Origin of the sequence: Roseomonas sp. OT10, assembly GCF_020991085.1 — a bacterium.
In the GTDB taxonomy this organism is placed as follows: domain Bacteria; phylum Pseudomonadota; class Alphaproteobacteria; order Acetobacterales; family Acetobacteraceae; genus Roseomonas; species Roseomonas cutis.
Genome location: NZ_CP087719.1, coordinates 4245380 through 4271195 on the forward strand (window position 1 = coordinate 4245380; position 25816 = coordinate 4271195).

Annotated in this window: 22 protein-coding genes; 2 read left to right on the forward strand and 20 right to left on the reverse strand. The window is 73.5% G+C overall.

The features are described 5' to 3' along the window. Window positions 1-12: 12 nt before the first annotated feature. The 4 genes from lptG to LPC08_RS19320 all read right to left on the reverse strand — a co-directional run bounded on the left by lptG (window position 13) and on the right by LPC08_RS19320 (window position 5517). Complete coding sequence (gene lptG, locus LPC08_RS19305; RefSeq protein WP_230449860.1) at window positions 13-1137, reverse strand: LPS export ABC transporter permease LptG; 1125 nt, start codon at window positions 1135-1137, stop codon at window positions 13-15. 46 nt (window positions 1138-1183) lie between these two features. Continuing rightward, complete coding sequence (gene lptF / locus LPC08_RS19310; protein ID WP_230449861.1) at window positions 1184-2341, reverse strand: LPS export ABC transporter permease LptF; 1158 nt, start codon at window positions 2339-2341, stop codon at window positions 1184-1186. Between the two features lie 594 nt (window positions 2342-2935). Continuing rightward, window positions 2936-4252 carry an ATP-binding protein gene (locus LPC08_RS19315; RefSeq protein WP_230449862.1) on the reverse strand — a complete coding sequence of 439 codons (1317 nt, stop codon included), beginning with the start codon at window positions 4250-4252 and terminating at the stop codon, window positions 2936-2938. A gap of 137 nt (window positions 4253-4389) precedes the next feature. Continuing rightward, complete coding sequence (locus LPC08_RS19320; protein WP_230449863.1) at window positions 4390-5517, reverse strand: penicillin-binding protein activator; 1128 nt, start codon at window positions 5515-5517, stop codon at window positions 4390-4392. A 209-nt stretch (window positions 5518-5726) separates the two neighbouring features. On the opposite strand from LPC08_RS19320, the gene rsmI reads away from it, so the two are divergent. Beyond that, a complete protein-coding gene (gene rsmI / locus LPC08_RS19325) occupies window positions 5727-6578 on the forward strand; it encodes a 16S rRNA (cytidine(1402)-2'-O)-methyltransferase (RefSeq protein ID WP_230453115.1) in 852 nt (283 codons plus the stop codon). On the opposite strand, the gene LPC08_RS19330 is transcribed toward rsmI, so the two are convergent. The 16 genes from LPC08_RS19330 to dnaK all read right to left on the reverse strand — a co-directional run bounded on the left by LPC08_RS19330 (window position 6542) and on the right by dnaK (window position 24955). Next, window positions 6542-7495, reverse strand: coding sequence for a hypothetical protein (locus LPC08_RS19330; RefSeq protein WP_230449864.1), 954 nt, complete (start codon window positions 7493-7495; stop codon window positions 6542-6544). The genes rsmI and LPC08_RS19330 overlap by 37 nt on opposite strands. A gap of 46 nt (window positions 7496-7541) precedes the next feature. Continuing rightward, complete coding sequence (locus tag LPC08_RS19335) at window positions 7542-8363, reverse strand: urease accessory protein UreD (RefSeq protein ID WP_230449865.1); 822 nt, start codon at window positions 8361-8363, stop codon at window positions 7542-7544. Between the two features lie 8 nt (window positions 8364-8371). Further along, complete coding sequence (locus LPC08_RS19340) at window positions 8372-9385, reverse strand: ABC transporter ATP-binding protein (RefSeq protein WP_230449866.1); 1014 nt, start codon at window positions 9383-9385, stop codon at window positions 8372-8374. After that, window positions 9382-10374: an ABC transporter ATP-binding protein gene (locus LPC08_RS19345; protein ID WP_230449867.1), complete on the reverse strand. Its 993-nt coding sequence runs from the start codon at window positions 10372-10374 to the stop codon at window positions 9382-9384. Before LPC08_RS19345 ends, LPC08_RS19340 begins: the two co-directional genes overlap by 4 nt. Before the next feature lie 5 nt (window positions 10375-10379). Continuing rightward, on the reverse strand, window positions 10380-11252 hold the full coding sequence (locus LPC08_RS19350; protein WP_230449868.1) for an ABC transporter permease: 873 nt from the start codon (window positions 11250-11252) through the stop codon (window positions 10380-10382). Between the two features lie 325 nt (window positions 11253-11577). Further along, window positions 11578-12543, reverse strand: a complete 966-nt coding sequence (locus tag LPC08_RS19355) for an ABC transporter permease (RefSeq protein ID WP_230449869.1) — start codon at window positions 12541-12543, stop codon at window positions 11578-11580. A gap of 23 nt (window positions 12544-12566) precedes the next feature. Further along, entirely contained in the window at window positions 12567-14147 is a 1581-nt protein-coding gene (locus tag LPC08_RS19360) for an ABC transporter substrate-binding protein (protein WP_230449870.1), read from the reverse strand. Between the two features lie 205 nt (window positions 14148-14352). Then, entirely contained in the window at window positions 14353-15381 is a 1029-nt protein-coding gene (locus LPC08_RS19365; RefSeq protein ID WP_230449871.1) for a ketopantoate reductase family protein, read from the reverse strand. A gap of 218 nt (window positions 15382-15599) precedes the next feature. Next, entirely contained in the window at window positions 15600-16400 is an 801-nt protein-coding gene (locus tag LPC08_RS19370) for an inositol monophosphatase family protein (RefSeq protein WP_230449872.1), read from the reverse strand. Further along, entirely contained in the window at window positions 16397-17692 is a 1296-nt protein-coding gene (locus LPC08_RS19375; protein ID WP_230449873.1) for an ABC transporter substrate-binding protein, read from the reverse strand. The genes LPC08_RS19370 and LPC08_RS19375 overlap by 4 nt, the downstream gene beginning before the upstream one ends. An 18-nt stretch (window positions 17693-17710) precedes the next feature. Continuing rightward, window positions 17711-18544 (reverse strand): carbohydrate ABC transporter permease, encoded by an 834-nt coding sequence (locus LPC08_RS19380; protein WP_230449874.1) that lies wholly within the window; start codon window positions 18542-18544, stop codon window positions 17711-17713. Continuing rightward, window positions 18544-19446 (reverse strand): carbohydrate ABC transporter permease, encoded by a 903-nt coding sequence (locus LPC08_RS19385; RefSeq protein ID WP_230449875.1) that lies wholly within the window; start codon window positions 19444-19446, stop codon window positions 18544-18546. Before LPC08_RS19385 ends, LPC08_RS19380 begins: the two co-directional genes overlap by 1 nt. Then, window positions 19443-20612 (reverse strand): ABC transporter ATP-binding protein, encoded by a 1170-nt coding sequence (locus tag LPC08_RS19390; protein WP_230449876.1) that lies wholly within the window; start codon window positions 20610-20612, stop codon window positions 19443-19445. The genes LPC08_RS19385 and LPC08_RS19390 overlap by 4 nt, the downstream gene beginning before the upstream one ends. A 15-nt stretch (window positions 20613-20627) precedes the next feature. Continuing rightward, entirely contained in the window at window positions 20628-21461 is an 834-nt protein-coding gene (locus LPC08_RS19395; RefSeq protein WP_230449877.1) for a metallophosphoesterase family protein, read from the reverse strand. A gap of 234 nt (window positions 21462-21695) precedes the next feature. Next, on the reverse strand, window positions 21696-22847 hold the full coding sequence (gene dnaJ, locus LPC08_RS19400; RefSeq protein WP_441295846.1) for a molecular chaperone DnaJ: 1152 nt from the start codon (window positions 22845-22847) through the stop codon (window positions 21696-21698). A gap of 167 nt (window positions 22848-23014) precedes the next feature. Further along, window positions 23015-24955 (reverse strand): molecular chaperone DnaK, encoded by a 1941-nt coding sequence (gene dnaK, locus LPC08_RS19405; protein WP_230449879.1) that lies wholly within the window; start codon window positions 24953-24955, stop codon window positions 23015-23017. 380 nt (window positions 24956-25335) lie between these two features. On the opposite strand from dnaK, the gene LPC08_RS19410 reads away from it, so the two are divergent. After that, on the forward strand, window positions 25336-25677 hold the full coding sequence (locus LPC08_RS19410) for a four-helix bundle copper-binding protein (protein ID WP_230449880.1): 342 nt from the start codon (window positions 25336-25338) through the stop codon (window positions 25675-25677). The last annotated feature ends 139 nt before the right edge of the window (window positions 25678-25816 follow it).

Below are 25816 nucleotides of genomic sequence, written 5' to 3' on the forward strand. Positions count from 1 at the left end.
CGTCCTTCCCCCTCACCCGTCTTCCAGATGCAGCAGCAGCGACAGCGCCAGCAGGAGTCCTGCCACGGCCGGTGCCCAGGCCGCCAGCAGGACCGGCAGCGTCCCCGTCTCCCCGAACTCGCCCGCCACCCGGTCCAGCACGAAGAGCGCGAAGCCGGCGGCCACCCCCAGCCCCAGCATCTGCGCCACCCCGCCCCGGCGCGCCTGCCGCATGGAGAAGCCCGCGGCCAGCAGCGCCATGGCGACGGCCAGCACGGGCAGCGAGAGCAGGGACTGATAGTGCAGGCGGTGGCGCACCGCCGAGAAGCCCGAATGCTCCAGCAGCTCGATGAAGTCCGGCAATACCCAGAAGGACAGCGTGTCGGGGCTGGCGAAGCTGTCCTCCACCCGGTCCGGCGTCAGCTCCGTCGGCAGCTCGATCCGGTGCGGCGGGCTGGCCTGGCGGTCGGCGCCGAAGGAGACGGCGTTCTCCAGCACCCAGCGGCCCGATTGCAGCACGGCCGCCGGCGCCTCCACCCGCGCCAGCGGGCGGTCGGCGGCGGAGAGGCGCCAGACGCTCGCCTCCTCCAGCCGCAGCACGGCGCGCTCCAGCCGGCGGCCCGGCTCGGCCGGACGTCCGGCCAGGATCGCCACCCCCTGCGGGTCGAGGTCGCGGTCCGCCTGGCGCAGCCACAGCTTGCCGCCGGCGAGCGCGGTGATGCCGCCGGTGTTGCGCAGGTAGATGCTGTCCAGCCGCTCCGCCCGCGACAGCATGGCCGAGGAGAGCGGAGTGATGGCCGCGGTCGCGATCACGCCGAAGCCCAGCGCCACCAGCACCGGCCCGGTGAGGAAGCCCCAGGCCGAGATCCCGGCCGCGCGCGCCACCACCAGTTCCGAGGAGCGCGAGAGGCGCCAGAAGGCGACGATGCCGCCCAGCAGGATGGCGAAGGGCAGCACCTGCAGCGCCATGAAGGGCAGGCGCAGCCCCGCGATGGTGGCCACGATCGGGAAGGTGGCCTCGGGGCGCGTGGCGGCGCGGCGCAGCAGCTCGATGAAGTCGAACAGCGCCACCAGCCCGGTCAGGGCGGCAAGCAGCAGCAGCACCATCCCGGCGAAGCGCCGGGCGACGTAGCTGCCCAGGGTGAAGGCGAGGATCATGCGTCCGCCGTCTCCGGACGGCGGGCCCCGGCCTGGTGCCGCGCCCTCATGCCGCGGCGGCCCGCGGCGCCGATTTTGGCCAGCCGGGCCGGCCCGCCAGCACCCAGGCGGCCACCACCGCCGGCCCGACCGCATGCAGCCAGATCAGCGGCACGAAGCGGTTGTCCCGCGCGGCGAGGTTGCCCACGGCCAGCCCCAGCGCCAGCAGCACGACCACCGCGCCGACGCCGGCCGCGATGGCGAAGCCGCCGCCGTGCCGGCGGAAGCCGCTGGCGAGCGCCGCGGCCATGCCGACCATGGCGAAGGAGAGGGCGGTCAGCGGCGAGGTCAGGCGCTGGTGCCCCTCGGCGTAGAACTTCCGGATATCGCGCTCCGGCAGGTTCTCCGCCGGGTCGGGGTTCATCAGCTCGCTCACCGACCGCTCCCGCGAATCCCGGTTGCGGGCATCGTCCACGTTCCGGCCGGTGCGGGCCAGGTCCACGCTGTTCTCGCCGAAGGTCAGCACGGAGAGGCGCAGGGTAGGGGGCGTGCCGGGCGGGCTTCCCGCGGGCGGGTTCACCCGCTCCACCTGCTGCCGCTGGCCGTTGATCAGCGTCACCCGCGGCCCCTCCGGCGTCAGGGACAGGCGGCCCTCCTCGGCCAGGATGGTCACCGGGGCGCCAGTCTCACGCGCATCATGGACCAGGATGCCGCGCAGCGTCCCGTCGCGCTCGCGCAGCCGGGCATAGACCGTCAGGTCGTTGCCGATGGCACTGAACACCCCCTCCTGCAGCAGGATCGCGGCCATCTGGTTGCGGATCTCGAACTGCCAGGTGCGGAAGGCGGTGTGGCTCATCGGCACCAGCCAGAGCTGCAGGACGAAGCAGATCCCGGTGGCGATCAGCGCCAGCCCCACCGCCGGCCGGGCCAGCTGCCATTGCGACAGCCCGGCGGCGCGCATCACCACCAGCTCCCGGTCCGAGGCGAGGCGGACATAGGTGAAGAGCGTCACCACGAAGGTGGTGATGGGCAGGATCACCGCGAAGAAGGAAGGCAGCAGCAGCCCGGTCAGCTCCAGGAAGACGGCAAAGGACAGGCCCCGGTCGAGCACCAGCTCGATGAAGCGCAAGCTCTGCGTCAGCCAGATCAGGGCGGCCAGCCCCACCGTCACCGCGACCAGCGCGACGGCGAGCTGCCGGAAGACGTAGCGGTCCAGCCGGGTCATGCGGCGGCAACCTATCCACCCGGCGGGACGGCGGCAAATAACCAGACGTGACGGCCCCCGGAACGCCCGCGCCCCCTCCCCCCGCGGGCGGCACACGCCTCGGCCCTAGGGACCTGCCCGTGCCCGGGAACAGGACAGAGCCCCACCCCGGAGGCCGGCGCGTCGGCCGTGCCATCCGGCCGGCAGGATGCGCCTTGATCCGTGCCGGCGCGGGGGCGCCCGTGGCCCGGGGGCAAGGCTCCGCCTCGCCCCCGTACCCCCACTCCGCCAGGACCCTGCAGGCCCTGGACCCGGTGGGCGCTGCCGCGGGACAGCCGGATACGGGGTCGAGGCGCCGAGGAGCTTGGCTCCTCGGCGGGTACGGCCTCCGCCCTCACTGACGCCCTCTGAAGCTTTTCCAGAGTCCCGCCTGTCCGCGCGCCGTCAGGGTTGAGCCCGCAGGCTGACGGCAGCCGCGGAGAACCAGACTCCCAGCGGGGTCCGGGGCCCGCTTGTGGCCCCGGCAGGGGAGGGTCCGTGGAGGGGACGGCGTCCCCTCCCGGTCCGCCGCCGCAACACCACAGCCTGACGGGCCAGGTCATCCTGCCGCCGGCATCAGCCTCCCGGCAGCCAGACCCGGAACAACGCCCCCTCGCCCGGGGTGCTCTCGATCGTCAGCCGGCCGCGGTGGCGGTTGACCACGTGCTTGACGATGGCCAGTCCGAGTCCGGTGCCCCCGACCGCGCGGGACCGGCCCTTGTCCACCCGGTAGAAGCGCTCGGTCAGCCGGGGGATGTGTTCCCGTGCGATGCCGGGACCGTCATCGGCGACGGCGAGGAAGACCCCGCCCTCCGCCTGGCCGGTGCCGACACGCACCGTGCCGCCCTCGCGGCCGTGGCGCACCGCGTTCTCCAGCAGGTTGCGCAGCACCTGGGCCAGTTGCCCGGCCTCGGCCGGATGCGCCGGCGCCGGGGCCAGCTCCGTCCGCAGCGTCACCCGGCGCGCCTCCAGGATGGGCACCATCGCCTCCAGCTCCGCCTGGGCCAGGACGGCCAGGTCCACCTCGCCGGAGGGCGGCTGGTGCTCCGAGACCTCGATCCGCGTCAGCCCCAGCAGGTCCTCGATCAGCCGGCGCATCCGCTCCGCCTGCTCCGCCATGATGCCCAGGAAGCGGCGCCGCGCGGCGGCATCGTCGTCGGCCGGGCCGCGCAGGGTCTCGATGAAGCCGATCAGGCTGGCCAGGGGGGTGCGCAGCTCGTGGCTGGCATTGGCCACGAAATCCGCCCGCATCCGCTCCACCGCCCGCTCCCGCGTGCGGTCCGACAGCACCACCAGCAGCCGGCCGCCATCGGAAAGCGGAGGCTCCAGCGGGCTGACCCGCACCACCAGGTCGCGCGTCATCGGCACCGGCAGGGTCAGGTCCGCCACCTGCGGCACGCCCTCCGCCATGGCCCGCTCCACCGCCCCCGCCAGGACGGGATGGCGCAGCAGCGCGCCCACGTCGCCCGAACCCGGCGCATCGCCGGCCGTGCCGAACAGGACCCGGGCGGCGGCATTGGCGCGCAGCGGCACGCGGTCGGCGCCCAGCACCAGCAGCGGGTCGGGCAGGGCCTCCACGATCGCGGCATCGGCCGCGCGCAGCCGGCCGACCAGCGCGCCCCGCTCGGTCAGGTCGCGCACCAGCCGGGCCGCCGCGTCGGAGACCTCGCCCAGCAGCGGCAGGGCGGGCGGCGGCCTCTCCCCGCGCAGTGCCGCGGCCAGCCGGGCCAGCGCCCCCAGCCCGATGCGCGCCAGCAGCCAGGCGGCGGCCAGGGTGGCCAGCAGCGCCGCCAGCACCGCGTCCCAGCGGGCAGCGCCCTGCGCGCCCATGGCCAGCAGGCACAGCGCCGGCACGCCGCCCAGCGCCAGGGTCAGGAAAAGCAGGCTGCGCATCGGTCCCGTCGGGTCAGGGGGCGGACGGGGCCGGCCCCGCCAGCCCCCCCGGGGAGGCCGTCGCCGGCATCCCGGGCTGCCGCATCAGGCGAAGGGTGGCGGGGCAGCCCCGGCCAGGGGGCCAGCCAGGGGACCGGTCACGACCCGGCAGCGCCCGGCAGGGTCGCCGGCTCGACCACCCGCGGCTCGGCCCCGGGCTCCAGCGCGAAGACGGCCAGGGCGCGCTGGGTCTGGCCGTCGGGCAGCAGGCGCAGCGCGCCGTCGCCGCCCAGCACGATCTCGTCCAGCGGCAGGGCCAGGGGCGCCTCGGGGCCGTTGCGGGCGGCGCGCACGGCCACCGTCGCGGCGTCGTAGGCGGTGGCGGCGAGGCGCGGCGGGCGGTCGCCGAAGGCCTGCTGGTAGCGGTCCTCGAACTGGGCATGGGCGTAGCTGTCCGGGGCGGGGAACCAGGCCCCGGCCAGCGCCGGCTCCTGCGCCAGGGAGACGGCCTCCTGCGCCCAGAGCGCGTGGCCGGCGAGCCGCAGCGGCGGGACGGCCAGCCCCGCCTCGGGCAGGGCGGCGGCGAACTGCCGGGCGCGGGCCCCGCTCTCGCCCAGGATCAGCAGCCCGACCGGCTCCGGGCCGCCCTCCGGCGGCAGGCCGGCGCCGGGGGCCGCGGAGCCCGGCACGGCCGCATCCGGGGTGGCGGGCGCGGCGCCGGGCGGCAGGACGCGGCTGGCCAACTCGCGCGCCGCCATGCTCATCGCCGCGCCCTGCGGATAGGTGACGACCAGGGGCGGCGGCAGCCCGGCATCCTGCGCCGCGGTGCGCAACGCGGCGGCGAGCTGGGTGGCGAAGGGGCCGCTCGGGGCGGCGAGGGCGATCCGGCGGACGCCCTGCCCCTGTGCCGACTGCACCAGCCGGCGGACCTGCTGCGCCGGGGTGATGCCCAGCACCCAGGCGCCGCGCCCGGCGAGGTTGGCGTCGTTGGTGAAGGCCAGCACCGGCACGTTGCTGGCCCGCGCGACCGCCGCGACGCTGCCCGTCTCGGCCGAGGTCAGGGGGCCGACGATCACCCGCGCCCCCTCGGCGATGGCGCTGCGCGCCGCCTCCGCCGCGCCGGCGGGCGAACCGCCCGTGTCGCGCGGCAGGAACTCCACGGCCGGGCCGGACTGCTCGAACAGGGCCAGGGTCGCGGCGTTGAGCATGGAGCGGCCCAGCGGCGCCTGGCTGCCGGTCAGCGGCAGCAGCAGGGCGACGCGGGCGCGCGGCGCCTCCACCGGCATCGTGCCGCCGGGCGGGCTGGGCGGGACGTAGCCGATCGGCCCCCGGGCTTGCGGAGCGCAGGCCGCGAGTGCGAGGACGGCGGCGAGGATCGGGAGACGCCAGCTTGGGCGAGGAAAGGCGGGAGACCGCGGGGGCAGGAGAGGCTTCACCGGACGAACTCCCTGTCGCTGGCGCGCCCGGGGCCGAGGCCGGGGGCAGGCCGGGTGGTCTGGTACTGGTCGCGACGCCGATCGGCAACCTGGGGGATCTGTCCCCCCGGGCGGTGGCCGCACTGCGCGACGCGGACGCCGTGCTCTGCGAGGATACCAGGGTGACCGGCCCGATGCTCGCGCGCCAGGGGGTCGGCACGCCGCTGGTGCCGCTGCACGACCACAACGAGGCGAGCGCCACGCCCCGCCTGCTGGAGCGGCTGCAAGGGGGGCAGGCTCTCGCCCTCGTCTCGGATGCCGGCACGCCGCTGGTCAGCGACCCCGGCTACCGCCTGGTGCGGGCCGCGATCGAGGCGGGGCTGCCGGTCACCGCCATCCCCGGCCCCAACGCAGCGCTGGTGGCGCTGACCCTCTCCGGCCTGCCGCCGCACCCCTTCCTGTTCCATGGCTTCCTGCCGCCGAAGCCCGGCCCCCGCGCGGCGGAGGTGGCGCGGCTGGCCGGGCTGGAGCGCGCCGGGCTGCGCGCCACGCTGATCCTCTACGAGGCGCCGCACCGGCTGGCGGAGACGCTGGCCGCCCTGGCCGAGGGGCTGGGCGCCGGCCGCCCCGCCGCCGTGGCGCGGGAGCTGACCAAGCGCTTCGAGGAGGTGCGGCGCGGCCCCCTCGGCGAGCTGGCCGCGCACTACGCCGCCCATGCGCCGCGCGGCGAGATCGTGCTGGTGGTCGGCCCGGCGGAGGAGACGGTGGCCGGCGAGGACGAGCTGGACGCGCGCCTCCGCCAGGCGCTGGCCAGCGGCGCCTCGCTGCGCGACGCGGCGGCGGTGGTGGCGGCCGCGCTCGCCCTGCCGCGTCGGCAGGTCTATGCCCGGGCGCTTCAGCTCGCCGGGCCCGTGGCGGGCAGCACGACGTAGCGGCTGCCGGGCACCAGCCGGTCGGCCAGGGTTCCGGCGGCGCGGCCCGCCTCGTCCTCGGCATGCGGCGCCAGCGCCAGGCAGGGCACCCCCCGCGACGCCGCGAGCGCGATGGCCAGGTCCCGCCCCGCCACCACCGCGTCGCAGGCGCCGAGCCAGCCCGCCAGCCGCGCCGGCGTCGCCTCCGCCCGCCAGGCATCGGGATGCTCGGGCCAGGGGTCGAGGACCGGCGAATCCGGCAGGAAGCGCGCGGCGAAGTCGCGGGCGGCGCGGAGGTCGTCCGGCTCCCCCTCCCGCCGCACCACGGGCAGGGGCAGCACGGTCCAGCCGGCGTAGCGTTCGACCAGCGCGGCGATGCGAGCCCCGTGCACTTCCGCCGCCTGACGCACCGGGCCGCCGTCGCGGATCGCCAGACCCAGCAGCTTCCCGGCCGGCCGGTCCGCCGGCAGCTCCGGCACCGACCAGGCGCCCGGAAAGGGATCGAGCGTCGGCATCCAGGGGCAGCGCCATTCCAGCAGGCTGTCCAGCGTGCGGTGGTCGCGCGCGGAGACCGATTCCAGCCGCTCCAGCACCGCCCGCAGCGCCGGCGCCGGCCGGTGCAGCGGCCCCCAGGCCTGGAAGGACACGGCGTGCAGCCGGATCGCCGCCCCGCGCGCCGCCAGCTCCCCCAGCCGCCCGATCAGCGCCGCGGTGCGCTCCGCCGGCGGATGCAGCGGCCCGGTCAGCACGGCGAGCCGCACACCCTCCGGCAGCGGCCCGCCCGGCGGCAGCGGCCGGCACCCCGGCAGCACCCGCCGGGCGGCCGCGGCATCCGCCGTCTCGACCCAGCGCGGCCCGGGTAGCGTGACACAGGCGGACAATGCCGCCTCCGCCGCCAGGTCACCGCACCCGAACCCCCCGAGGATGAGCGTGGTCACGGCGGCGTTGCGCCCCCCGTCCCGGCGGCCAGGAGCCCCGGGCCGGTCAGCTCAGCCACAGCCGCGGCAGGCGCGGCGCGCGGCCCTCGGCGGCGCGCAGGGCGATGATCGCCTGCCCCACCGCCGCGCGCAGGGCCGTCGCGGGGCCGAGCCAGCGGGCGAGGAGGAGGCCGTCGCGCGGCAGGGTGGCGGCGCCGAGCGGGCCCGCCGCCTCCCGCAGCAGCGGCAGGTGCGCGGCGGCGTCCGGAGCGGCGAGCAGGAGGGTGGCCAGCGCGCCGCCGCCATGGAGCCCGAAGGGCGCGGCGAGGGCGGCGGCGGGATCATCCAGCCGCAGCGCATCGGCCCAGAGCAGGCGGCCGCCGCGGCGCAGGCGCCAGGAGTCGAGGAGCCGCCCGCGGGCGAATCGCTCGCCGCGGGCGGCGCGGCCGAAGACCAGCATCTCCGCGGCGAGCAGGCGCGCGCCGGGGGCGAGGTCCGCTTCCGTCCGGCGGCGCAGCCGGGCCCCGTCGAAGAGGATGGTCTCCTGCGGCAACCATTCCAGCAGCGCCCCCTCGCCCAGGGAGAGGCGGTTGGCGACCTCCGTCGTGTCCCCGAGGCTGCGGTAGATCTTCTCGGCGGCGGGGCTGGTGGCGGTGGCCGCCGCGCCGGCCTCCACCGCGACGGAAAGGCGAAGGCTGTCGCCCCCGGCCAGCCCGCCGGCGGTGTTGACCAGGGCGGCGACGGGCAGCTCCCCCGGCTCCGGATCGGGGAAGAGCGCGCGGGCGGGCGCGGCCTGGTCCAGGTGGCGCAGTGCCGTGCGCGGCCCGACCAGCCCGAAGCGGAGCACCACCGTCCCGTGCGAACGCTGGTGGGCGAGGGCGGCGGACACGGCTCGGCTCAGGCCGTGGCGCCGGGGCCGCCCCCGACACCACCGTGATGCAGGTGGCAGGCGGCGACCTGCCCCGGCGCCACCGGCAGCAGCGCCGGGGCCTCCACCCGGCAGCGCGGCCCGGCCTGCGGGCAGCGGGGGTGGAAGTGGCAGCCGGGCGGCGGGTGCAGCGGCGAGGGGATCTCGCCCGCGATCGGGTGGAAGTTCCCCCTGCCCCGCCCCAGCCGCGGCACGCTGTCGAACAGCGCGCGGGTGTAGGGATGCGCGGGCGCGGCGTAGAGCGTCGCGGTCGGCGCCAGCTCCACGATGCGGCCCAGGTACATGATCGCCACGCGGTCGGAGACGTGCCGTACCACGCCCAGGTCGTGCGAGATGAAGATCGCCGTCAGCCCCATCTCCGCGCGCAGGTCGAGGAACAGGTTCAGCACCTGCGCCTGGATCGACACGTCGAGCGAGGCGACCGGCTCGTCCAGCACCAGCAGCTCCGGCTTCAGCGCCAGAGCGCGCGCGATGGCCACGCGCTGGCGCTGCCCGCCGGAAAACTGGTGCGGGTAGCGCCGGCGCAGCGCGGGGTCGAGCCCGACGCGGCCGAGCATGCCGGCGACATAGCCGTCCGCCTCGCCGCCCCGGACGATCCCGTGCGCCACCGGCCCCTCCGCCACCGTGTCGCCCACGCGCATGCGCGGGTCGAGGCTGGCGAAGGGGTCCTGGTGGATCATCTGCACCCGCGCGGTGCGCTTGCGCCCGCCCTGCATCACCGGCGCACCCTCGAAGGCGACGGTGCCCTCGCTGGGCTCGTAGATGCCGGCGACGATGCGGCCCAGCGTGGACTTGCCGCAGCCGCTCTCGCCCACCAGCCCCAGCACCTCGCGCTTCGGCAGGTCCAGGCTGATGTCGTTCACCGCCCGCACCACGCGCGGCGGCGCCCCCGCGCCCAGCAGCCGCGCCAGCCGCTCGCCCAGCCCGGGCGGCCGGGCGAAACGCTTGCTGACGTGGTCGATCCGCAGCAGCGCGCCGCTCATGCCGCGGCCTCCAGCGGATAGCGGCAGAGCGCGGAATGGCCGCCGCCGAACTCCGGCTCCGGCGGCGGCTCGGCGCAGTCGGGCTGCGCGCGCGGGCAGCGGTTGCGGAAGGCGCAGCCGGGATCGGGCACCGCGCCCACCAGCCCGGGCGGGGCGCCGGCGGGGATCTGCGGCAGCCGCGCGCCCGGCGCGTGCTCCGACGGGACGGAGCCGATCAGCGCGGCGGTGTAGGGGTGGCGCGGCGAGGCGATGACGCGCTCGGCCGGGCCGCGCTCGACCACGCGGCCCGCATACATCACGCAGACATCGTCCGCGAGCGAGGAGACCACGGCCAGGTCGTGGGTGATCCAGAGGAAGGCGGTGCCCGTCTGGTCGGCGAGGCGCCGCACCTCCGCCAGGATCTGCCCCTGGATGGAGACGTCGAGCGCCGTGGTCGGCTCGTCCGCGATGATCGCCGCCGGGCGATGCAGCAGCGCGGTGGCGATGGCCACCCGCTGGCGCATGCCGCCCGAGAGCTGGTGCGGATAGGCCTCCAGCCGCTCGGCCGGGCTGGGGATGCCGACGATGGCCAGGGCGTCGCGCGCCCGGTCCCAGGCGGCCTTGCGCGAGACCTTGTCGTGCGCGCGCACGGCGGCGGCCATCTGGGTGCCCACGCGCAGCACGGGGTTGAGCGTCATCAGCGGGTCCTGGAAGACCATCGCCACCCGCGCGCCGCGCAGCCGCCGCATCGCCTCGCCGGTCAGGCGCGTGATGTCCTGCCCGTCCAGCCGCACCTCGCCCGCGGTGACGCGCCCCGGGGGTTCCACCAGGCGCATGATGGAGAAGCCGGTGACGGACTTGCCCGAGCCGCTCTCCCCCACCAGCCCCAGGATGCGACCGCGCCCGATGGCGAAGGACACGCCGTTCACCGCCCGCAGCACGCCCTTGCGCCCGGCGAATTCGGTGCACAGCCCGCGCACCTCCAGGGCCGGGGGGGGCGCCGTCGCCACCGCGCTCAACGCCGCCTCGGGTTGATGACCTGGCGGAGCTGGTCGCCCACCAGGTTGATGGCCAGCACCGTCACCATCAGCGCGATGCCCGGATAGACGGAGATCCAGTAGCGGCCGGAGAGCAGGAACTGGAAGCCGTTGGCGATCAGCAGCCCCAGCGAGGGCTGCGTCACCGGCAACCCCAGCCCGAGGAAGGAGAGCGTCGCCTCCAGCGAGATGGCGGTGGCGATCTGCACCGTCACCACCACGATCAGCGGCGGCAGCGTGTTGGGCAGCAGGTGCCGCAGCAGCACCCGCTGGCCCGAGAGCGGGGTGGAGAGCGCGGCCTCGATATAGTCCTTGCGCCGCTCCGCGCTGGCCGCGCCGAAGGCGGTGCGGGCGAAATAGGCGTATTGCGCCGCCACCAGCGCCGCCATCAGCTGCGGCACCCCCTGCCCCAGCATCGCCACCATCACCAGCGCCAGCAGGATCGCCGGCAGGGACAGCTGCAGATCCACGATCCGCATCAGCAGCGCGCCGAGCCAGCCGCCGTAATAGGCCGCGACCAGCCCGACCGCCGTACCGACCGCCAGCGCGATCAGCCCGGCGGTGACGGAGATCATCAGGCTCAGCCGCAACCCGTAGAGGATGGCCGAGAGCAGGTCGCGCCCCGCATTGTCCGTGCCCAGCAGGTGCGGATAGCCGCCGGAACCGATCTCCCCCGGCTCCAGCCGCGCATCCGACAGGTCCAGCCCCGACTGGTCATAGGGGTTCTGCGGCGCGATCCAGGGCGCGAAGACCGCCAGCAGCACGATGAGCACGACGACCGCAAGCGCGATCACCGCCACCGGCGAGGCGCGGTACTCCGCCCAGCCGTCGCGCAGCGCCTCGGCGTTCATGCGCTTGGTCCCTGTGAACCCGGGGGGAAGACTCCGCCTTGCCCCCCCATGCCCCCCATCCGCCAGGAGCCTGCGGGCCCTGGACCCAGGGGGTGCTGCCGCGGGACAGACTGACACGGGGTCACGGCGCCGGAGGCCCCTGGCCTCCGGCGGGCCCGGACGCCTCGCGCGCCGCCGGCTTCTTCCACTCTCTCCCAGTCCCTTTCCCAGGCGGAGCCAGACTCCCGCCGGGGTCCGGGGGCCGGCCCGCCCCCGGCGGAGGGGGCATCGGGGGCTCGACGCATTGCGTCGAGGCCTCCCCCGGGGACCGCGCGCAACGCCGCCATCAATGCCCGCCCTTTGCCCGCACGCGCGGGTCGAGGAAGCCGTAGGTCAGTTCCACCAGCAGATTGATCGTCACGAAGAGCAGCACGACCAGGATGAGGTAGGCGACCATCACCGGGCGGTCGAGGGAGGTGATGCTCTCGATGATCAGCTTGCCCATGCCGGGCCAGTTGAACACCGTCTCCGTCACCACGGCGAAGGCGAGGGTGGAGCCGAACTCCAGCCCGAAGACGGTCACGATGGGGATGCCGATGTTCTTGAGGACATGCAGCCCCACCACCTGCCGCTCCGGCAGGCCCTGGGCGCGGGCGAAGCGGACGTGCTCGCTGCCCATCACCTCCTCCGTCCCGGCACGGACCAGACGGATCAGCAGGCCGAGCTTGAACAGGGAGAGGTTCAGCGCGGGGAGGAGGAGGTACTTCCACCCCTCCGGCCCGAAGACGGACAGCCCCAGCCACCCGGCCGGTCCGCGCCCGCCGGAGGGCAGGACGCGCCACTCCACCGCGAAGAACAGGATCAGCAGCAGCCCGACCCAGAAGGTGGGCACGGAGAAGCCGAGGGTGGAGAAGGCCATGATCGCCTTGCTCGACGCCGCCTGTGGCCGGTAGCCGGCCCAGATGCCCAGCGGCACGCCGATCAGCGTCGCGATCAGCATCGCCGTCACCGCCAGCTCCAGCGTCGCCGGCAGGCGCGAGAGGATCAGCCCCAGCACGGGCAGGCGGAAGACGAAGCTCTGGCCGAAATCGCCATGCGCGACGTTGGAGAGGAAGTGCAGGTATTGCTGCCACAGCGGCAGGTCGAGCCCGTACTGCCGGATGATGGCCGCGCGCATCGCCTGCGTCGCGGCCGGATCGATCAGCACGTCGATGGGGTTCCCGATGGCGAAGACCCCCAGGAACACCAGCATCGACATGACGAGCACGACGAGGGCGGCCTGGACCAGCCGCCCCAGGAGAAAGCCGATCACGGAGATTCAGGCACCGGCCAGCGTCAGCCCTTCGGCGTGATCAGGTGGGCCAGCGTCTCCTGGTCCACCCGCGGCGTGAAGGAGAGCTTGCCCTTGCCCATCGCCCAGACCGTCTGCGGCATGACGATCGGCAGCATCGGCCGGTCGTTCATGCTGATGTCGGTGGCGCGGATGAACATCTCCTTCCGCTTGGCGTCGTCCAGGGTGCGGCTGCCTTCCAGCAGCAGCCTGTTCACCTCGGGGTTGTTGTAGCCGGAGCGATTGAAGTTCCCCAGCCCGACGGAGGGGTCGGGACCGTGGATCATCGCGCCGTAGGTATAGGCGGCCTCGCCCGTCAGCGTGCCCCAGCCGGACATCTGCAGGCTGTACTCGCCGCGCGTGCTGGCGGGGAAGAAGACGGTGCCCGTCACCGCGTTCGGGTTGGCCTTGATGCCCACGCGCGACCATTGCTGCGCCAGCGCCTCGCACAGCGCGCCGTCGCCGGGCAGGCGGTTGCTGGTGGAGAAGAAGTCGATCTCGAAGCCCTTCGGGTAGCCCGCCTCGGCCAGCAGAGCGCGGGCCCTGGCGAGATCGGGACGGCGCTCCGGCAGGTTCGGGCTGGCGCCGAAGAAGTTGTCCGGCATCAGCTGGCTCATCGGCTTGGCCAGCCCCTCGAACACCACGCGCGCCAGGGCGCGGCGGTCGGTGGCGAGGTCGAAGGCCTCCCGCACGCGCGGGTCGCGGAACGGGTTGGCCTCGATCTCCCTGCCGTCCACCTTCGCCGGCTTCGGCAGCTTCTCGGCGAGCGAGAAGTAGACGTTGAAGACGTAGACGCTGTCGCCCACCACCACGTCCATGGTGGCATCGCGCTTCAGCGCGTTCACGTCCGTGGCGGGGACGTAGTTGAAGAGGTCCACCTGCCCGCTCTTCAGCGCCGCGATGCGGGCCGCGTCGTTCGGGATCTCGCGCCGGATCACGCGGGCCCAGGGCTGGGTGCCGCCCCACCAGCCGTCGAAGCGCTCCATCACCAGGTCGCCGCGCGGCTCCCACTTCACGAAGCGGAAGGCCCCGGTGCCGATCGCGGCCTTGCCGCTGTTGAACTCCTCGTTGCGCGGCTCCATGCCGATCCTGTGGCTGACGATCATCAGCCGCGCGAAGTCGTTCGGCAGGGCCGGCGCCGGGCCGCGAGTCTTGAAGCGGACGGTCAGCGGGTCCACCACCTCGGCCGACACCGCCTGCTTGGTGTAGAGCGTCATCGACATCGGGCCGGTGACGACGGGAATACGATCGAAGGAGAACTTCACGTCCTCGGCCGTGAAGTCGGACCCGTCGTGGAACTTCACCCCCGGGCGCAGCTTGAACTCCCAGGTGGTGGGATCCACCGCCGTCCAGGACAGGGCGAGGTTCGGCTTCAGGTTCAGGTTCTCGTCCTGGCCGACCAGGCTGTCGAAGATGTGGCGCAGCGCCTCGATATGCCCGCCCAGGGTGGACCAGTGCGGGTCGATGCTCTCCGGCCCCGTGCGGACGCCGACGGTCAGGGTGCGATTCGTCGGCGCGGTCTGCGCGCGCAGCGAACCCCAGGGAGACGCCACGGGAAACAGGGCGGCCGCCGCAACGGCGGACATCAACTGACGGCGCTTCATGATCCGGCGACCCCCGCGATGGCCCTGGCGCCGGTTCGGCAGCCGGGCGGAGATGGTATGCTGCGGCACCCTAGGAAGGGCATCCGGCAGGCGTCAATGCGCCCCGCCCCGGCAATCCCGGCCCGGCCCGGGCGAATGCCGCCTGCGCCGGCACCCCCGGGGCCAGGCGGCCCAACGAAACGGCAGTTCAGCGCGGCAACTCCAGGAGGTTGTCGTCCGAGAGCGGGCGCCGGCCGTCCTCGATCTCATGGATCATCTCCGCCAGCCGGGTCAGCGCGGGGCAGGCGATCCCGTGCCTGCGGCCGGCCTCGATCGCCGTCCCCACCTGGACGTCCACCTCCGTGCGGCGCTTGCGCACGGCCAGGTCGCGCCAGATGCCGGAATGCGTCTTGGCGCTGGTGCTGTTGAAGGCGACCATCGCGTCGATGCTCTGGCGCGTCTGCTCCATCGGCGCGCCGGGGCGGAAGGCCTCCGGGTCGAAGCCGTTGAATCCGCGCGGCTTGATGCCCTCGGCCAGGGCGACGGACACCGCCTCCTCGCCGATGCGGCGATAGGCGGCGGCCAGCTCCGGCCGCGCCAGCCCGTCGGCGATGCCCTTCTCTCCCAGCGCCGTGGCGAAGAGCAGGGCGCCGTAGCCCAGCTTGCCCCAGAGGAAGGCGTTGATCTCCGGCGTGGTGATCGCATCGGGCTCGAAATGCTGCAGCACGGCATGCAGCGCCTCCAGCCGCGGCGTCATGCGCCCGTCGATCTCGCCCAGCACCACGGCGCCGCGGTTGCCCAGCATCACGTGCCCGGGCTCGATCCAGTCGGCGCCGAAGTTGACGAAGGCGCCCATGGTCCGCTCCGGCCCGACGACGCTCGCGATGATCGGCTCGCAGAGACCGTTCTGCAGCGAGAGCACGTAGCCGTCCGCGGAAAGGTGCGGCAGCAGGGCGCGGCAGGCTGCCTCGGTGTGGTGCGCCTTCACCGCCAGGAAGACGCGGTCCCAGACGCCCTGCACCTCCTCCGGCAGGAAGGCCGGGGCGGTCACGGAATATTCCGCCACCGGCCCGGAGATGCGCAGGCCGCGCGCCGGATCGCGGATCGCCGCGACATGCTCCGGCACGATGTCCACGAAGGTCACGTCGAAGCCGTCCCGCACCAGCGCCGCGCCGATCGCGCCGCCAATGGCCCCCGCGCCCCAGATCAGGATCCGCCGGTCCCCGTCCCCTGCCATGCGCTGCCTTCTCCTCTGCTCGCGGTGCCCAGCTTGCGTCCGGAGCGAGCCGGGCAGAAGGGGGCGGGACGAAAGAACCATGTCGTTCCGCATCCCGGGCCGCCCCGCGGAGGTGGCGGCCGCCATCGTCTTCCTCTGCTCCGAATGCGCAGCCTCATCAACAGCGCCAACCTGCGCGTCGATTCCGGCCCCGTGACGACGAGCGTCCGGCGGCGCCGTCAGACCCGGGACAGCAGTTCCAGCAGCTCCTCGTGCACCGCACCGTTGGAGGCGACCCGCTCCAGGGATTCGTCGTCCGCCTCCGACCCGTCCAGGCGGGTGACGCGCCCTCCGGCGGCGCGGACCAGGGCCATGCCGGCGGCGTGGGAGACGGCGTCCGCCTTGAAGGAGACGAAGGCCTCCAGCCGGCCGGCGGCGACCAGCGACATCTCCAGCCCGCCCGAGACGATGACCCGCACGCCCCGCGCCCGCTCGCCCAGCAGGCGGATGGCGGCGGCGGTCCGCTCCACCTCCCCGGCGGAGAAGTGGGAGGTGAGGCAGACGGACACGACCGCATCGGCCAGCTCCCGCACGGGGGAGACGGCTGCCGCCCGCCCGTCGACCAGGGCGCCTTCCGCCTCGGACCAGCTGGCGACCAGCGGCACGAGCGGCGCATGGACGATGCCGGCACGGAGGCGGCCGTCCTGGCGATAGGCCATGGTGACGGAGAACCAGGGCAGGCCGGCCGCGTAGTTCACCGTCCCGTCGAGCGGATCGACGATCCAGGACGCGCCGGAGAGGTCGCCGCTGGCCCCGGCCTCCTCCGACAGGATCGCGGCGTCCGGCGTCAGGGCGCCCAGCCCCCGCAGCACCAGCGCCTCGGAGGCCAGGTCGGCCTCCGTGACCACGTCGTTCAGCTCCTTGCGCCGCACCGCGCGCAGGCTGCCCTGCATGCGGACCAGCGTCCCGGCCGCCTCGGCGGCGATGGCCCGCATGCCGGACAGCAGCCCGGCCGGCAGCGCCGCCGCGGGGCCGGTCACGACATCAGGGCCTTGGTTTCCGCCACCAGCCGCTCCAGCCCCACCTCGGCCGTCACCTCCCCGCGCATGACGCGGTTGATGATCTCGCGTTGCGTCCGCCAGATGCGCACGGAGTTGCCGCCCGGATAGCCCTGCCAGGGCACGGAGCGGTCCATCTGCCGGGTGATGGTGCGGAAGTTCGGGTTGGCCTCGTAGAAGGGCCCGAGGAAGTCGGGACCCAGGGCACGCAGGTTGGTGGGCAGGTAGCCGCTGGTCTCCACCACCATCTTCTGGGCCTCGGGCCCGGTCATGAACTTCAGGAACTCCCAGGTCGCGCGGCGCCGCGCGTCGTCGCGGCTCATGATGATGCCGGCATTGCCGCCGGTCGGCAGCCCGCCCTTCTGCTTGTCGTCCACCGGGAAGGTGGAGGTGCCCAGGGTGAAGCGCTGCCCGATGAGGTCGGTGACCTGGCGCAGGCGCGCCGGGGTGTCGAAGAAGATGCCGATCTGCCCGGCGATGAACTGCTGGCGCGACTGGTCCCAGTCGATCAGCGGCATCGCCCCCTCGGTGACGAAGCGGCGCACGTACTGCATGGCGCGCAACCCGACCGCGTCGCCGAAGGCCACGGCATCCCCGGCCGGGTTCAGCATGTTGCCGCCGCCCTGGTGGATCAGGCCGCGGAACAGCCAGTCGTCCGGCCAGTCGTGGATGTTGTAGGCCATGCCCGCGACCTCGGGGCCGCCGGCGTGGATCTTCTGCGCCAGGGCCAGCGTGTCCGTCCAGTTGTCCGGCATCCTCGCCGGATCGCCGCCGGCCTTCCGCACCAGCTCGGTGTTGAAGTACATCAGCGGCGTGGAGGCGTTGACGGCCATGCCGTACTGCGTGCCGTCCACCTTGCCGAGGTCGAGGATGCGCGGGGCGTAGTTGGCCTCGACCCACTCCTTCGGCTCGGCGGCGAGGAGCGGCCCCAGATCCGTGACCTGCCGGCGCCGCTGCAGGGTGCGGACCAGCTCCGCCAGCAAGTGGAAGCCGGAGTAGTAGAGGTCCGGAAGCTGGTTGGTGACCGCCGCCCGCAGCATCGCCTGGTGCCCGTCGTCATAGGTCGGGGCGGGGGCGCGGAAGTTCACCTTGATGCCCGGCTGCCGCTTCATGAACTCCGCCGCCACGCCCTCGTGGAAGCGGGCGAAGGCGGGGAAGCAGTACAGCACGTCGATGGTCACCGGCTGCTGGGCCACCGCCCGCCCGCCGGGGGCCCCCGCCAGGGCGAGGGAGCCGAGAGCGAGGGAACCGACGCTGCGCCTCGTGAAGGTCATGGTACCTCTCCTTGCGTGCTACTTGATGCCCGTCATCGTCACGCCGGCGATGAAGCGCCGGCGCGCCAGGAGGAAGACGACCACCAGCGGGGCCGTCAGGATGGCGGCGGCGGCCATCAGCGCGCCGTAGTTGGACCCGGTCTCCGCATCGGCGAAGAGCATCATGCCGAGCGGCGGCGTGGCGAGCCGCCCTTCGGTGATGACGATCAGGGGCCAGTAGAGGTCGTTCCAGTGCGCGACCACGGAGAAGACCGCGAAGGCGGCGATGGCCGGCCAGGCGCTGGGCGCGACGATGCGCCAGACGATCTCCATCTCGCCCATGCCGTCCAGCCGCGCCGCCTGGATGATGTCGTCCGGGTAGGAGCGGAAGAACTGCCGCAGCAGGAAGATCGCGAAGGCCGAGAAGAGGAACGGCACCATCAGGGCGAAGTAGGTGTTGAGCAGCTCCAGCTCCGCCAGGCCGATATAGAGCGGCAGCGCCGGCACCTGCACCGGGATGGCCAGCGCCAGCAGCACCAGCAGGAAGGCCAGCCCGCGGCCGGGGAAGCGCAGCTTGGCCAGCGCATAGGCGCAGGGGATGGCGAGGAGCAGCTGCGCCGCGAGGATGCCGAGGCAGACGATCACCCCGTTCAGCGCGAAGCGCAGCAGCGGCGCCTGGGTCAGGGCGAAGCCGTAGTTCTCCGCGCCGAAGAAGCGCTGCGGCAGCAGGCGCAGCGTGGCGCTGAACACCTCCTCCGGGGGCTTGATGGAGGTGGCCAGCATCCAGACGAAGGGCAGCAGCATGAAGACCGCGCCCAGCAGCAGCACGCCATGGGCCAGCAGCAGCGACAGGGCGCGGCGCGGGGCGTGCATCAGTAGTGCACCCGCTTCTCGATGACGAGACTCTGGACCGCCGAGAAGACCAGGATGAAGGCCAGGAAGACCACGGTCAGCGCCGCGGCGTAGCCCATGTGGAAGTACTGGAAGCCTTCCAGGTAGATCGTATAGAGCAGCACCTCGGAGGAGCCCATCGGCCCGCCCCGCGTCATCACCGCCACCGTGTCGAAGATCTTGAAGGCGGTGATGGAGGTGGTGACGACGACGAACATGGTGGTCGGCGTCAGCAGCGGCCAGGTGATGGTCAGGAAGCGGTCCAGCGGCGAGACGCAGCCATCGATCTCCGCCGCCTCGTAGAGATCGCGCGGGATGGCGGAGAGCCCGGCCAGGAACAGCACCATGTTGAATCCCAGCAGCTGCCAGATGCCGACGACGGCGAGCGTGGGCAGCGCCAGGGCCGGGTCGCTGAGGAAGGCGATCTCGCCCACGCCCAGCAGGCGCAGGAAGGCGTTCACCGGCCCCAGGCGCGGGTGCAGCAGGAACTGCCAGACCGTCGCCATGGCGATCAGGGTGGAGGTGACGGGGAGGAAGTAGACCACCTCGTAGAAGGAACGGCTGCGCCGGCGGCCATGCACCAGGACGGCGACCAGCAGCCCCAGCCCCACCGCCCCGGGCAGCACGATGGCGACGTAGAGCAGCGTGTTCCAGACGGAGCGGCGAAAGACCGGATCGCCCAGCGCCTTGGCGAAGTTCGCCGTGCCGAGGTGGCGGACATCCACCGCCCCCAGCTCATAGTCGGTGACGCTGAGCCCGAGCAGCACGGCCAGCGGGAGCAGGCTGGTCACGGCGAAGACGATCATCGCCGGCGTGACGAAGCCGATCCCCGTCCAGCGCTCGATCCGCTCCTGGCGCGGACGGGGGCGGGGGCGGGCGCTCACGACGCCTCCGCCGCGGCCGTGGCGCGCGCGGCCGCGGCGGGCAGCGGCGCCACGCGCTGCCCCGCGCCATCGAAGACATGCGCCGCGCCGGGATCGAAGCCCACCGTCACCGCCTCGCCGGGCGCGGCCCCGGCCGGCCCGGTGGCGCGCAGGATCAGCCCGCGCCCCGGCAGCCCCGGCAGGTCGAGGTGCAGCAGGGACTCCGCCCCCAGGTTCTCGACCCGCCGCAGCCGCGCCGGCAGGGCGGGGCCCCCGCCGGGGCCGCGCAGGTGCAGCGCCTCCGGGCGCAGGCCGATGGTCGCCTCGCCGCCCGGCGGCAGGCCGGTGCGCAGCAGCGCCTCGCCGGTGGGCAGCAGGGCCAGGCCGCCCTCGCCGATGCGGACGGGCAGCAGGTTGATGGCGGGGCTGCCGATGAACTGCGCCACCGACAGGCTCGCCGGGCGCTCGTAGAGCTCCAGCGGCGTGCCGAGCTGCAGGACGCGCCCCGCCTCCATCATCGCGACCCGGTCGGACATGGTCATCGCCTCGACCTGGTCGTGGGTGACGTAGACGAAGGTGCTGCCCAGCCGCCGGTGCAGCTCCGCCAGCTCCGTGCGCATGTGCACGCGCAGCTTGGCGTCGAGGTTGGACAGCGGCTCGTCCATCAGGAAGACGTCGGGGTGGCGCACCATGGCGCGGCCCAGCGCCACGCGCTGCCGCTGCCCGCCGGAGAGCTGCGCCGGGCGGCGGCCCAGCAGCGGCTCGATCTGCAGCTGGGCCGCGACCGAGCGGACCTCCGCCGCGATCCCCGGCATGACGCGCCGCCGACGCGCGGAGAGCAGGCGCAGCAGCGGCACCCGCTCCCACAGCGACAGGCGTTGCATCGTGAGCGGCACCGCCATGTGCGCGAAGACGGACATGTGCGGGTAGAGCGCGTAGTTCTGGAACACCATCGCGACGCGCCGCTCGTGCGGGCGCAGCGGGTCCACCGGGCGCCCGTCGATGCGCACGCTGCCGTGGCTCTGCGGCTCCAGCCCGGCGATGATGCGGATCAGCGTGGACTTGCCGCAGCCGGAGGGACCGACGAGGGTGAGGAACTCGCCGTCGGCGATGTCCAGGGTGATGTCGGACAGCACGCGGGTGTCGCCGAAAGACTTGCCGATGGCGTCCAGCTCGACGCGCGCCATGCAGGGCGGCCCCGGTCAGGCCGCGCCCAGCGGGGCGCGGGGCGGGTAGACCTCGTGCAGCACGTCGTCGATCCAGAGGGTGGTGAGCCCCGGGACCTCCGCCGGCGTCACGCGCACCTGATCGCCGGCGAAATCGTAGGTGACGGCACCCAGCCGCGCCTCGCCCGGCATGGGCGGCTGGTTCGCCGGCCCGACCACGAAGCCCGAGGAGGCGCCCCAGACGTAGCGCCGGCCGTCCCGCTCCGAATCATGCGCGCGGTGCAGGTGGCCGGTGGCCACCAGCGCGACGCCGTGACGGTCGAAGGCCTCCAGCAGCCGGCGGCGCGGGTCGGGCTTGACCGACCAGTAGCCCGTGTCGGGCTCCAGCGCGTGCTCGATCATCAGCGGGCGGTGGGTGAAGACGGCGATCCGCCGGCCCTGCGCTGCCTCGAGGGTCCCGTCCAGCCAGCGCCACTGCGCCGCCTCCTCCTCCAGGCCGGAGCCCAGCAGCATCGTGTCCAGCCCGACCAGCCGCCAGCCTTCCAGGTCCCGCGACCACCAGTCGGGGCCGAGGTGCCGGCGCCAGCGCGCGATGCGTGCCGCGTCGACCGGCTGGTACGGGTGCCCGGCCTCGCCGACATCGTGGTTGCCGGGCACGGCCAGCACCGGGGCGGGCAGCGTGGCCAGCCGCGCGGCGCAGAAGCGGAAGTCCTCCTCCTCGTCCGCGCCATCCACCGTCACGTCGCCGGTGTGGATGATGAGGTCGGGGCGCTGCGCCTCCAGCCAGGCGGCCAGCGGCGCCCAGTTCGCCTCGAAATGCGCCTTGTGCGGGCTGAGATGGGTGTCGGAGATCTGCACGACGCGCGTCATGGCCTCACCCGGCCACCGGATGCGCGAAACCCGTCGGACCAAGACGCACACGCACCTCCCTCAAGGGGCCATTCCCGGCCCTTGGGGTTAGCGTATCAGATGGTTCTCTTGGATGACAATTGTATTGAACCCGTTGCCGGAACGGTCGTCACCTGCCGCCGGGATGGGCCGGGACGGCACTGCCGCGCGTCCGGCCCCGGGGCACCCCGTGCCCCGGGACCGTTCCATGGGCGGCTAGCGCCCCAGCCCGTCCCAGAACTCCTTCACCTTGGCGAAGAAGCCCTCGCTCTCGGGGCTGGAGCGGTCGCCCTCCTGCGCCTCCGCCTCGAACTGCTCCAGCAGCTCGCGCTGGCGGGCGGTCAGGTTCTGCGGCGTCTCCACGCTGACCTGCACGTACATGTCGCCGCGCGCGGCGGAACGCAGGACGGAGAAGCCCTTGCCGCGCAGGCGGAACTGGTCGCCCGTCTGCGTGCCCTGGGGGATGGAGACTCGGGTGCGGCCGCCGTCGATGGTCGGCACCTCGACGCTGCTGCCCAGGGCCGCCTGGGTCATGCGCAGCGGCACGCGGACGAAGATGTTGTTGCCGTCGCGCACGAAGAGCGGGTGCGGCTTCACGCCCACATCCACGTAGAGGTCGCCCGCCGGCGCACCGCGCAGCCCCGCCTCGCCCTCGCCGGAGAGGCGGATGCGGGTGCCGTCCTCGACGCCGGGCGGGATGGTGACGGAGAGGTTGCGGTCGCGCTGCACCCGGCCGCTGCCCTGGCAGACCTTGCACGGGTTCTTCACCGTCTGGCCCTGGCCGCCGCAGGTGGGGCAGGTGCGCTCCACCAGGAAGAAGCCCTGCTGCGCCCGCACCTTGCCCGCGCCCTTGCAGGTGGCGCAGGTCTGCACGTTCGCCTTGCCGCCCTCGGCGCCCGATCCGTCGCAGGCCTCGCAGGCGACGGAGCTGGGCACGCGGAGCGTGCGCTTCACGCCCGCGAAGGCCTCCTCCAGCCCGATCTCCACGCCCATCCGCAGGTCGGCGCCGCGCCCCGCGGCACCGCCGCCGCGCCCGCCCCGGCCGCCGAAATTGGCGCCGAACATCTGCTCGAAGATGTCCTCGAAGGGCGAGCCGGCGAAGCCGCCGCCGAAGCCGCCCGCGCCACCGCCGCCGCCGCCCTCGAAGGCGGCATGGCCGAAGCGGTCATAGGCCGCCCGCTTCTCGGGGTCCTTCAGGACGTCATAGGCCTCGTTCAGCTCCTTGAACCGGACCTCGGCCTCCTTGTCGCCGTGGTTGCGGTCCGGGTGGTACTTCATCGCGAGCTTGCGGAAGGACTTCTTCAGCTCCTCGTCGCCCGCGTCCCGGCCGCAGCCCAGGACCTCGTAGTAATCTCGCTTCGCCATGATCCGTTCCGTCGGCTCGACACGCTGGCGCCCTGCCAGCCGTATGGGCGGCGCTCCCCGTTGCGGCGGCCTCGCCGAGGCCCAGGCCCCGACATGGAAGCGCCCGGCCCAGGGGATTCAACCCCAGGGCCGGGCGCCAGCCGTTCTGCGCGGGGAGGCCTCCCGGCCCGTCAGCCCTGCTTCTTCTTCTGGTCGACGTCCTCGAACTCGGCGTCCACCACCTTGCCGTCCGGGCCGGCGCCCGAGCCGCCACCGGGGCCACCCTGCGAAGAGGGGCCCGAGGCCCCCTGGGCCGCCGCGGCCTCCTGCTGCGCCTTGTACAGCGCCTCGCCGATCTTCATCGACGCGGCGGACAGGCGCTCGGTGGCCTGCTTCAGCCCCTCGGCATCGGCGCCCTCGCGGGCGGACTTCGCCGCCTCCAGCGCGCCCTGGACCTCGCCCTTCTCCGCCTCGCCCAGCTTGTCCCCGGCCTCGGCCAGCGACTTCTCGGTCTGGTGGATCAGCGCCTCCAGGGTGTTGCGGGCCTCGACCCCCTCGCGCCGCTTCTTATCCGCCTCGGCATTCGCCTCCGCGTCCTTGACCATGCGCTCGATGTCGGACTCGCTCAGGCCGGAGCGGGCCTGGATCTTGATGTTCTGCTCCTTGCCGGTGGCCTTGTCCTTGGCGCTGACGGAGACGATGCCGTTCGCGTCAATGTCGAAGGTCACCTCCACCTGCGGCACGCCGCGCGGCGCGGGCGGGATGCCCTGCAGGTCGAAGTTGCCCAGCAGCTTGTTGTCCGCCGCCATCTCGCGCTCGCCCTGGTAGACCTTGATGGTCACCGCCGTCTGGTTGTCGTCGGCGGTGGAGAAGGTCTGGGACTTCTTCGTCGGGATGGTGGTGTTGCGGTCGATCAGCCGGGTGAACACGCCGCCCAGCGTCTCGATGCCCAGCGACAGCGGGGTCACGTCGAGCAGCAGGACGTCCTTCACCTCGCCCTTCAGCACCGCGCCCTGGATGGCGGCGCCGATGGCGACGACCTCGTCCGGGTTGACGTTGCGGGCGGGCTCCTTGCCGAAGAACTGCTTCACCGTCTCGATGATCTTGGGCATGCGGGTCATGCCGCCGACCAGGATCACCTCGTCCACCTCGTTGGCGGCGAGGCCGGCATCCTTCAGCGCCGCCTTGCAGGGCTCCAGCGTCCGCTGCACCAGGTCGTCGACCAGCGCCTCCAGCTTGGCGCGGGTGAGCTGCATGACGAGGTGCTTCGGCCCGGAGGCGTCGGCGGTGATGAAGGGCAGGTTGATCTCGGTCTGCTTGGCGCTCGACAGCTCGATCTTGGCCTTCTCGCCGGCCTCCTTCAGCCGCTGCAGGGCGAGCTTGTCGCCGCGCAGGTCGATGCCGTTCTCCTTCTTGAACTCGTCCGCGAGGTAGTCGATCACCCGCTGGTCGAAATCCTCGCCGCCCAGGAAGGTGTCGCCGTTGGTGGACTTCACCTCGAAGACGCCGTCGCCGATCTCCAGGATCGAGACGTCGAAGGTGCCGCCGCCGAGGTCGTAGACCGCGATCGTGCCGGAATGCTTCTTGTCGAGGCCGTAGGCCAGCGCGGCCGCCGTCGGCTCGTTGATGATGCGCAACACGTCGAGGCCCGCGATGCGGCCGGCCTCCTTGGTCGCCTGGCGCTGGGCGTCGTTGAAGTAGGCGGGGACGGTGATGACGGCCTGCGTCACCTTGTCGCCGAGGTAGGCCTCGGCCGTCTCCTTCATCTTGCCCAGGACATAGGCGCTGATCTGCTGCGGCGCCATCTTTTCGCCCCGCGCCTCCACCCAGGCGTCGCCGTTGTCGGCGCGGATGATGTGGAAGGGGGCGAGGCTCTTCTCCTTCTGCACCATCGGGTCGTCGAAGCGACGGCCGATCAGGCGCTTGACGGCATAGAGCGTGTCGGTGGGGTTGGTCACCGCCTGGCGCTTGGCGGCCTGGCCGACCAGCCGCTCGCCGGTCTTGGAGAAGGCGACCATGGACGGGGTGGTGCGGGCGCCCTCGGCGTTCTCCAGCACCTTGGCCTCGCCGCCCTCCATGATGGCCACGCAGGAATTCGTGGTGCCGAGGTCGATGCCGATGACTTTGCTCATCCGTGGGCTCCTCTGTGGCGAACCGGGGTGGCCCGTCGAAGGCGCCACGCCGGCCCCCTGTGTTCGGATGGGGGAATTGGGAAGCTGGGTCGGGACCGACCCGCGAGGGGGATGTATTTCGCGGGACGCCCCGCAACAAGACCCCGGCTCGCAAGACCGCGGCCCGCGGGGACGATCCCGCACCCCTGCCCCACCCCCAGGCCCAGGCCCAGGCCCCAGGCCCAGGCCCAGGCCCAGGCCCCAGGCCCCAGGCCCCAGGCCCCAGGCCCCAGGCCCCAGGCCCCAGGGGATTGGGAGCCCGGGTGGGACGGTCGCAAGCCTCCCCCGGGGGAAGGACGCTCGGTGAAGCACCGAACCACCCCAGACGAGGAGCTGCCGCCATGGCCCATCACAACCCGATGCATCAGGACCTGATCCGCACCGCGCTCGACTGCCATCAGGAATGCCTGACCTGCGTGGACCACTGCCTGACCCTGGGCGGCCGCCACGCCGAGGCCGGGCACGTCCGCGCGATGCTGGACTGCGCCCAGATCTGCGTGACCATCGCCGACTTCCTGGCGCGAGGCTCCCGCCACGGGAAGCACCTGGCCGGCGAGTGTGCCGAGATCTGCGACGCCTGCGCGACGTCCTGCGGCGAACACCCGGACGCGGATGCCCACATGAAGCAGTGCGCCGAGACCTGCCGCCGCTGCGCCGAGGCATGCCGCGCCCTGACTCACTGATCCGCACGGGGGGGGCGGGGCAGCGGGGGACGGCGGGCCCCCGAGGCCCGGGCCCCGCCGTCATTCGATGCGATAGTGCAATCACAGGTTGGAGAGTTTTCGCCTCTCCATCCATACGGTGGGCCTCCGCGGCAGCCCA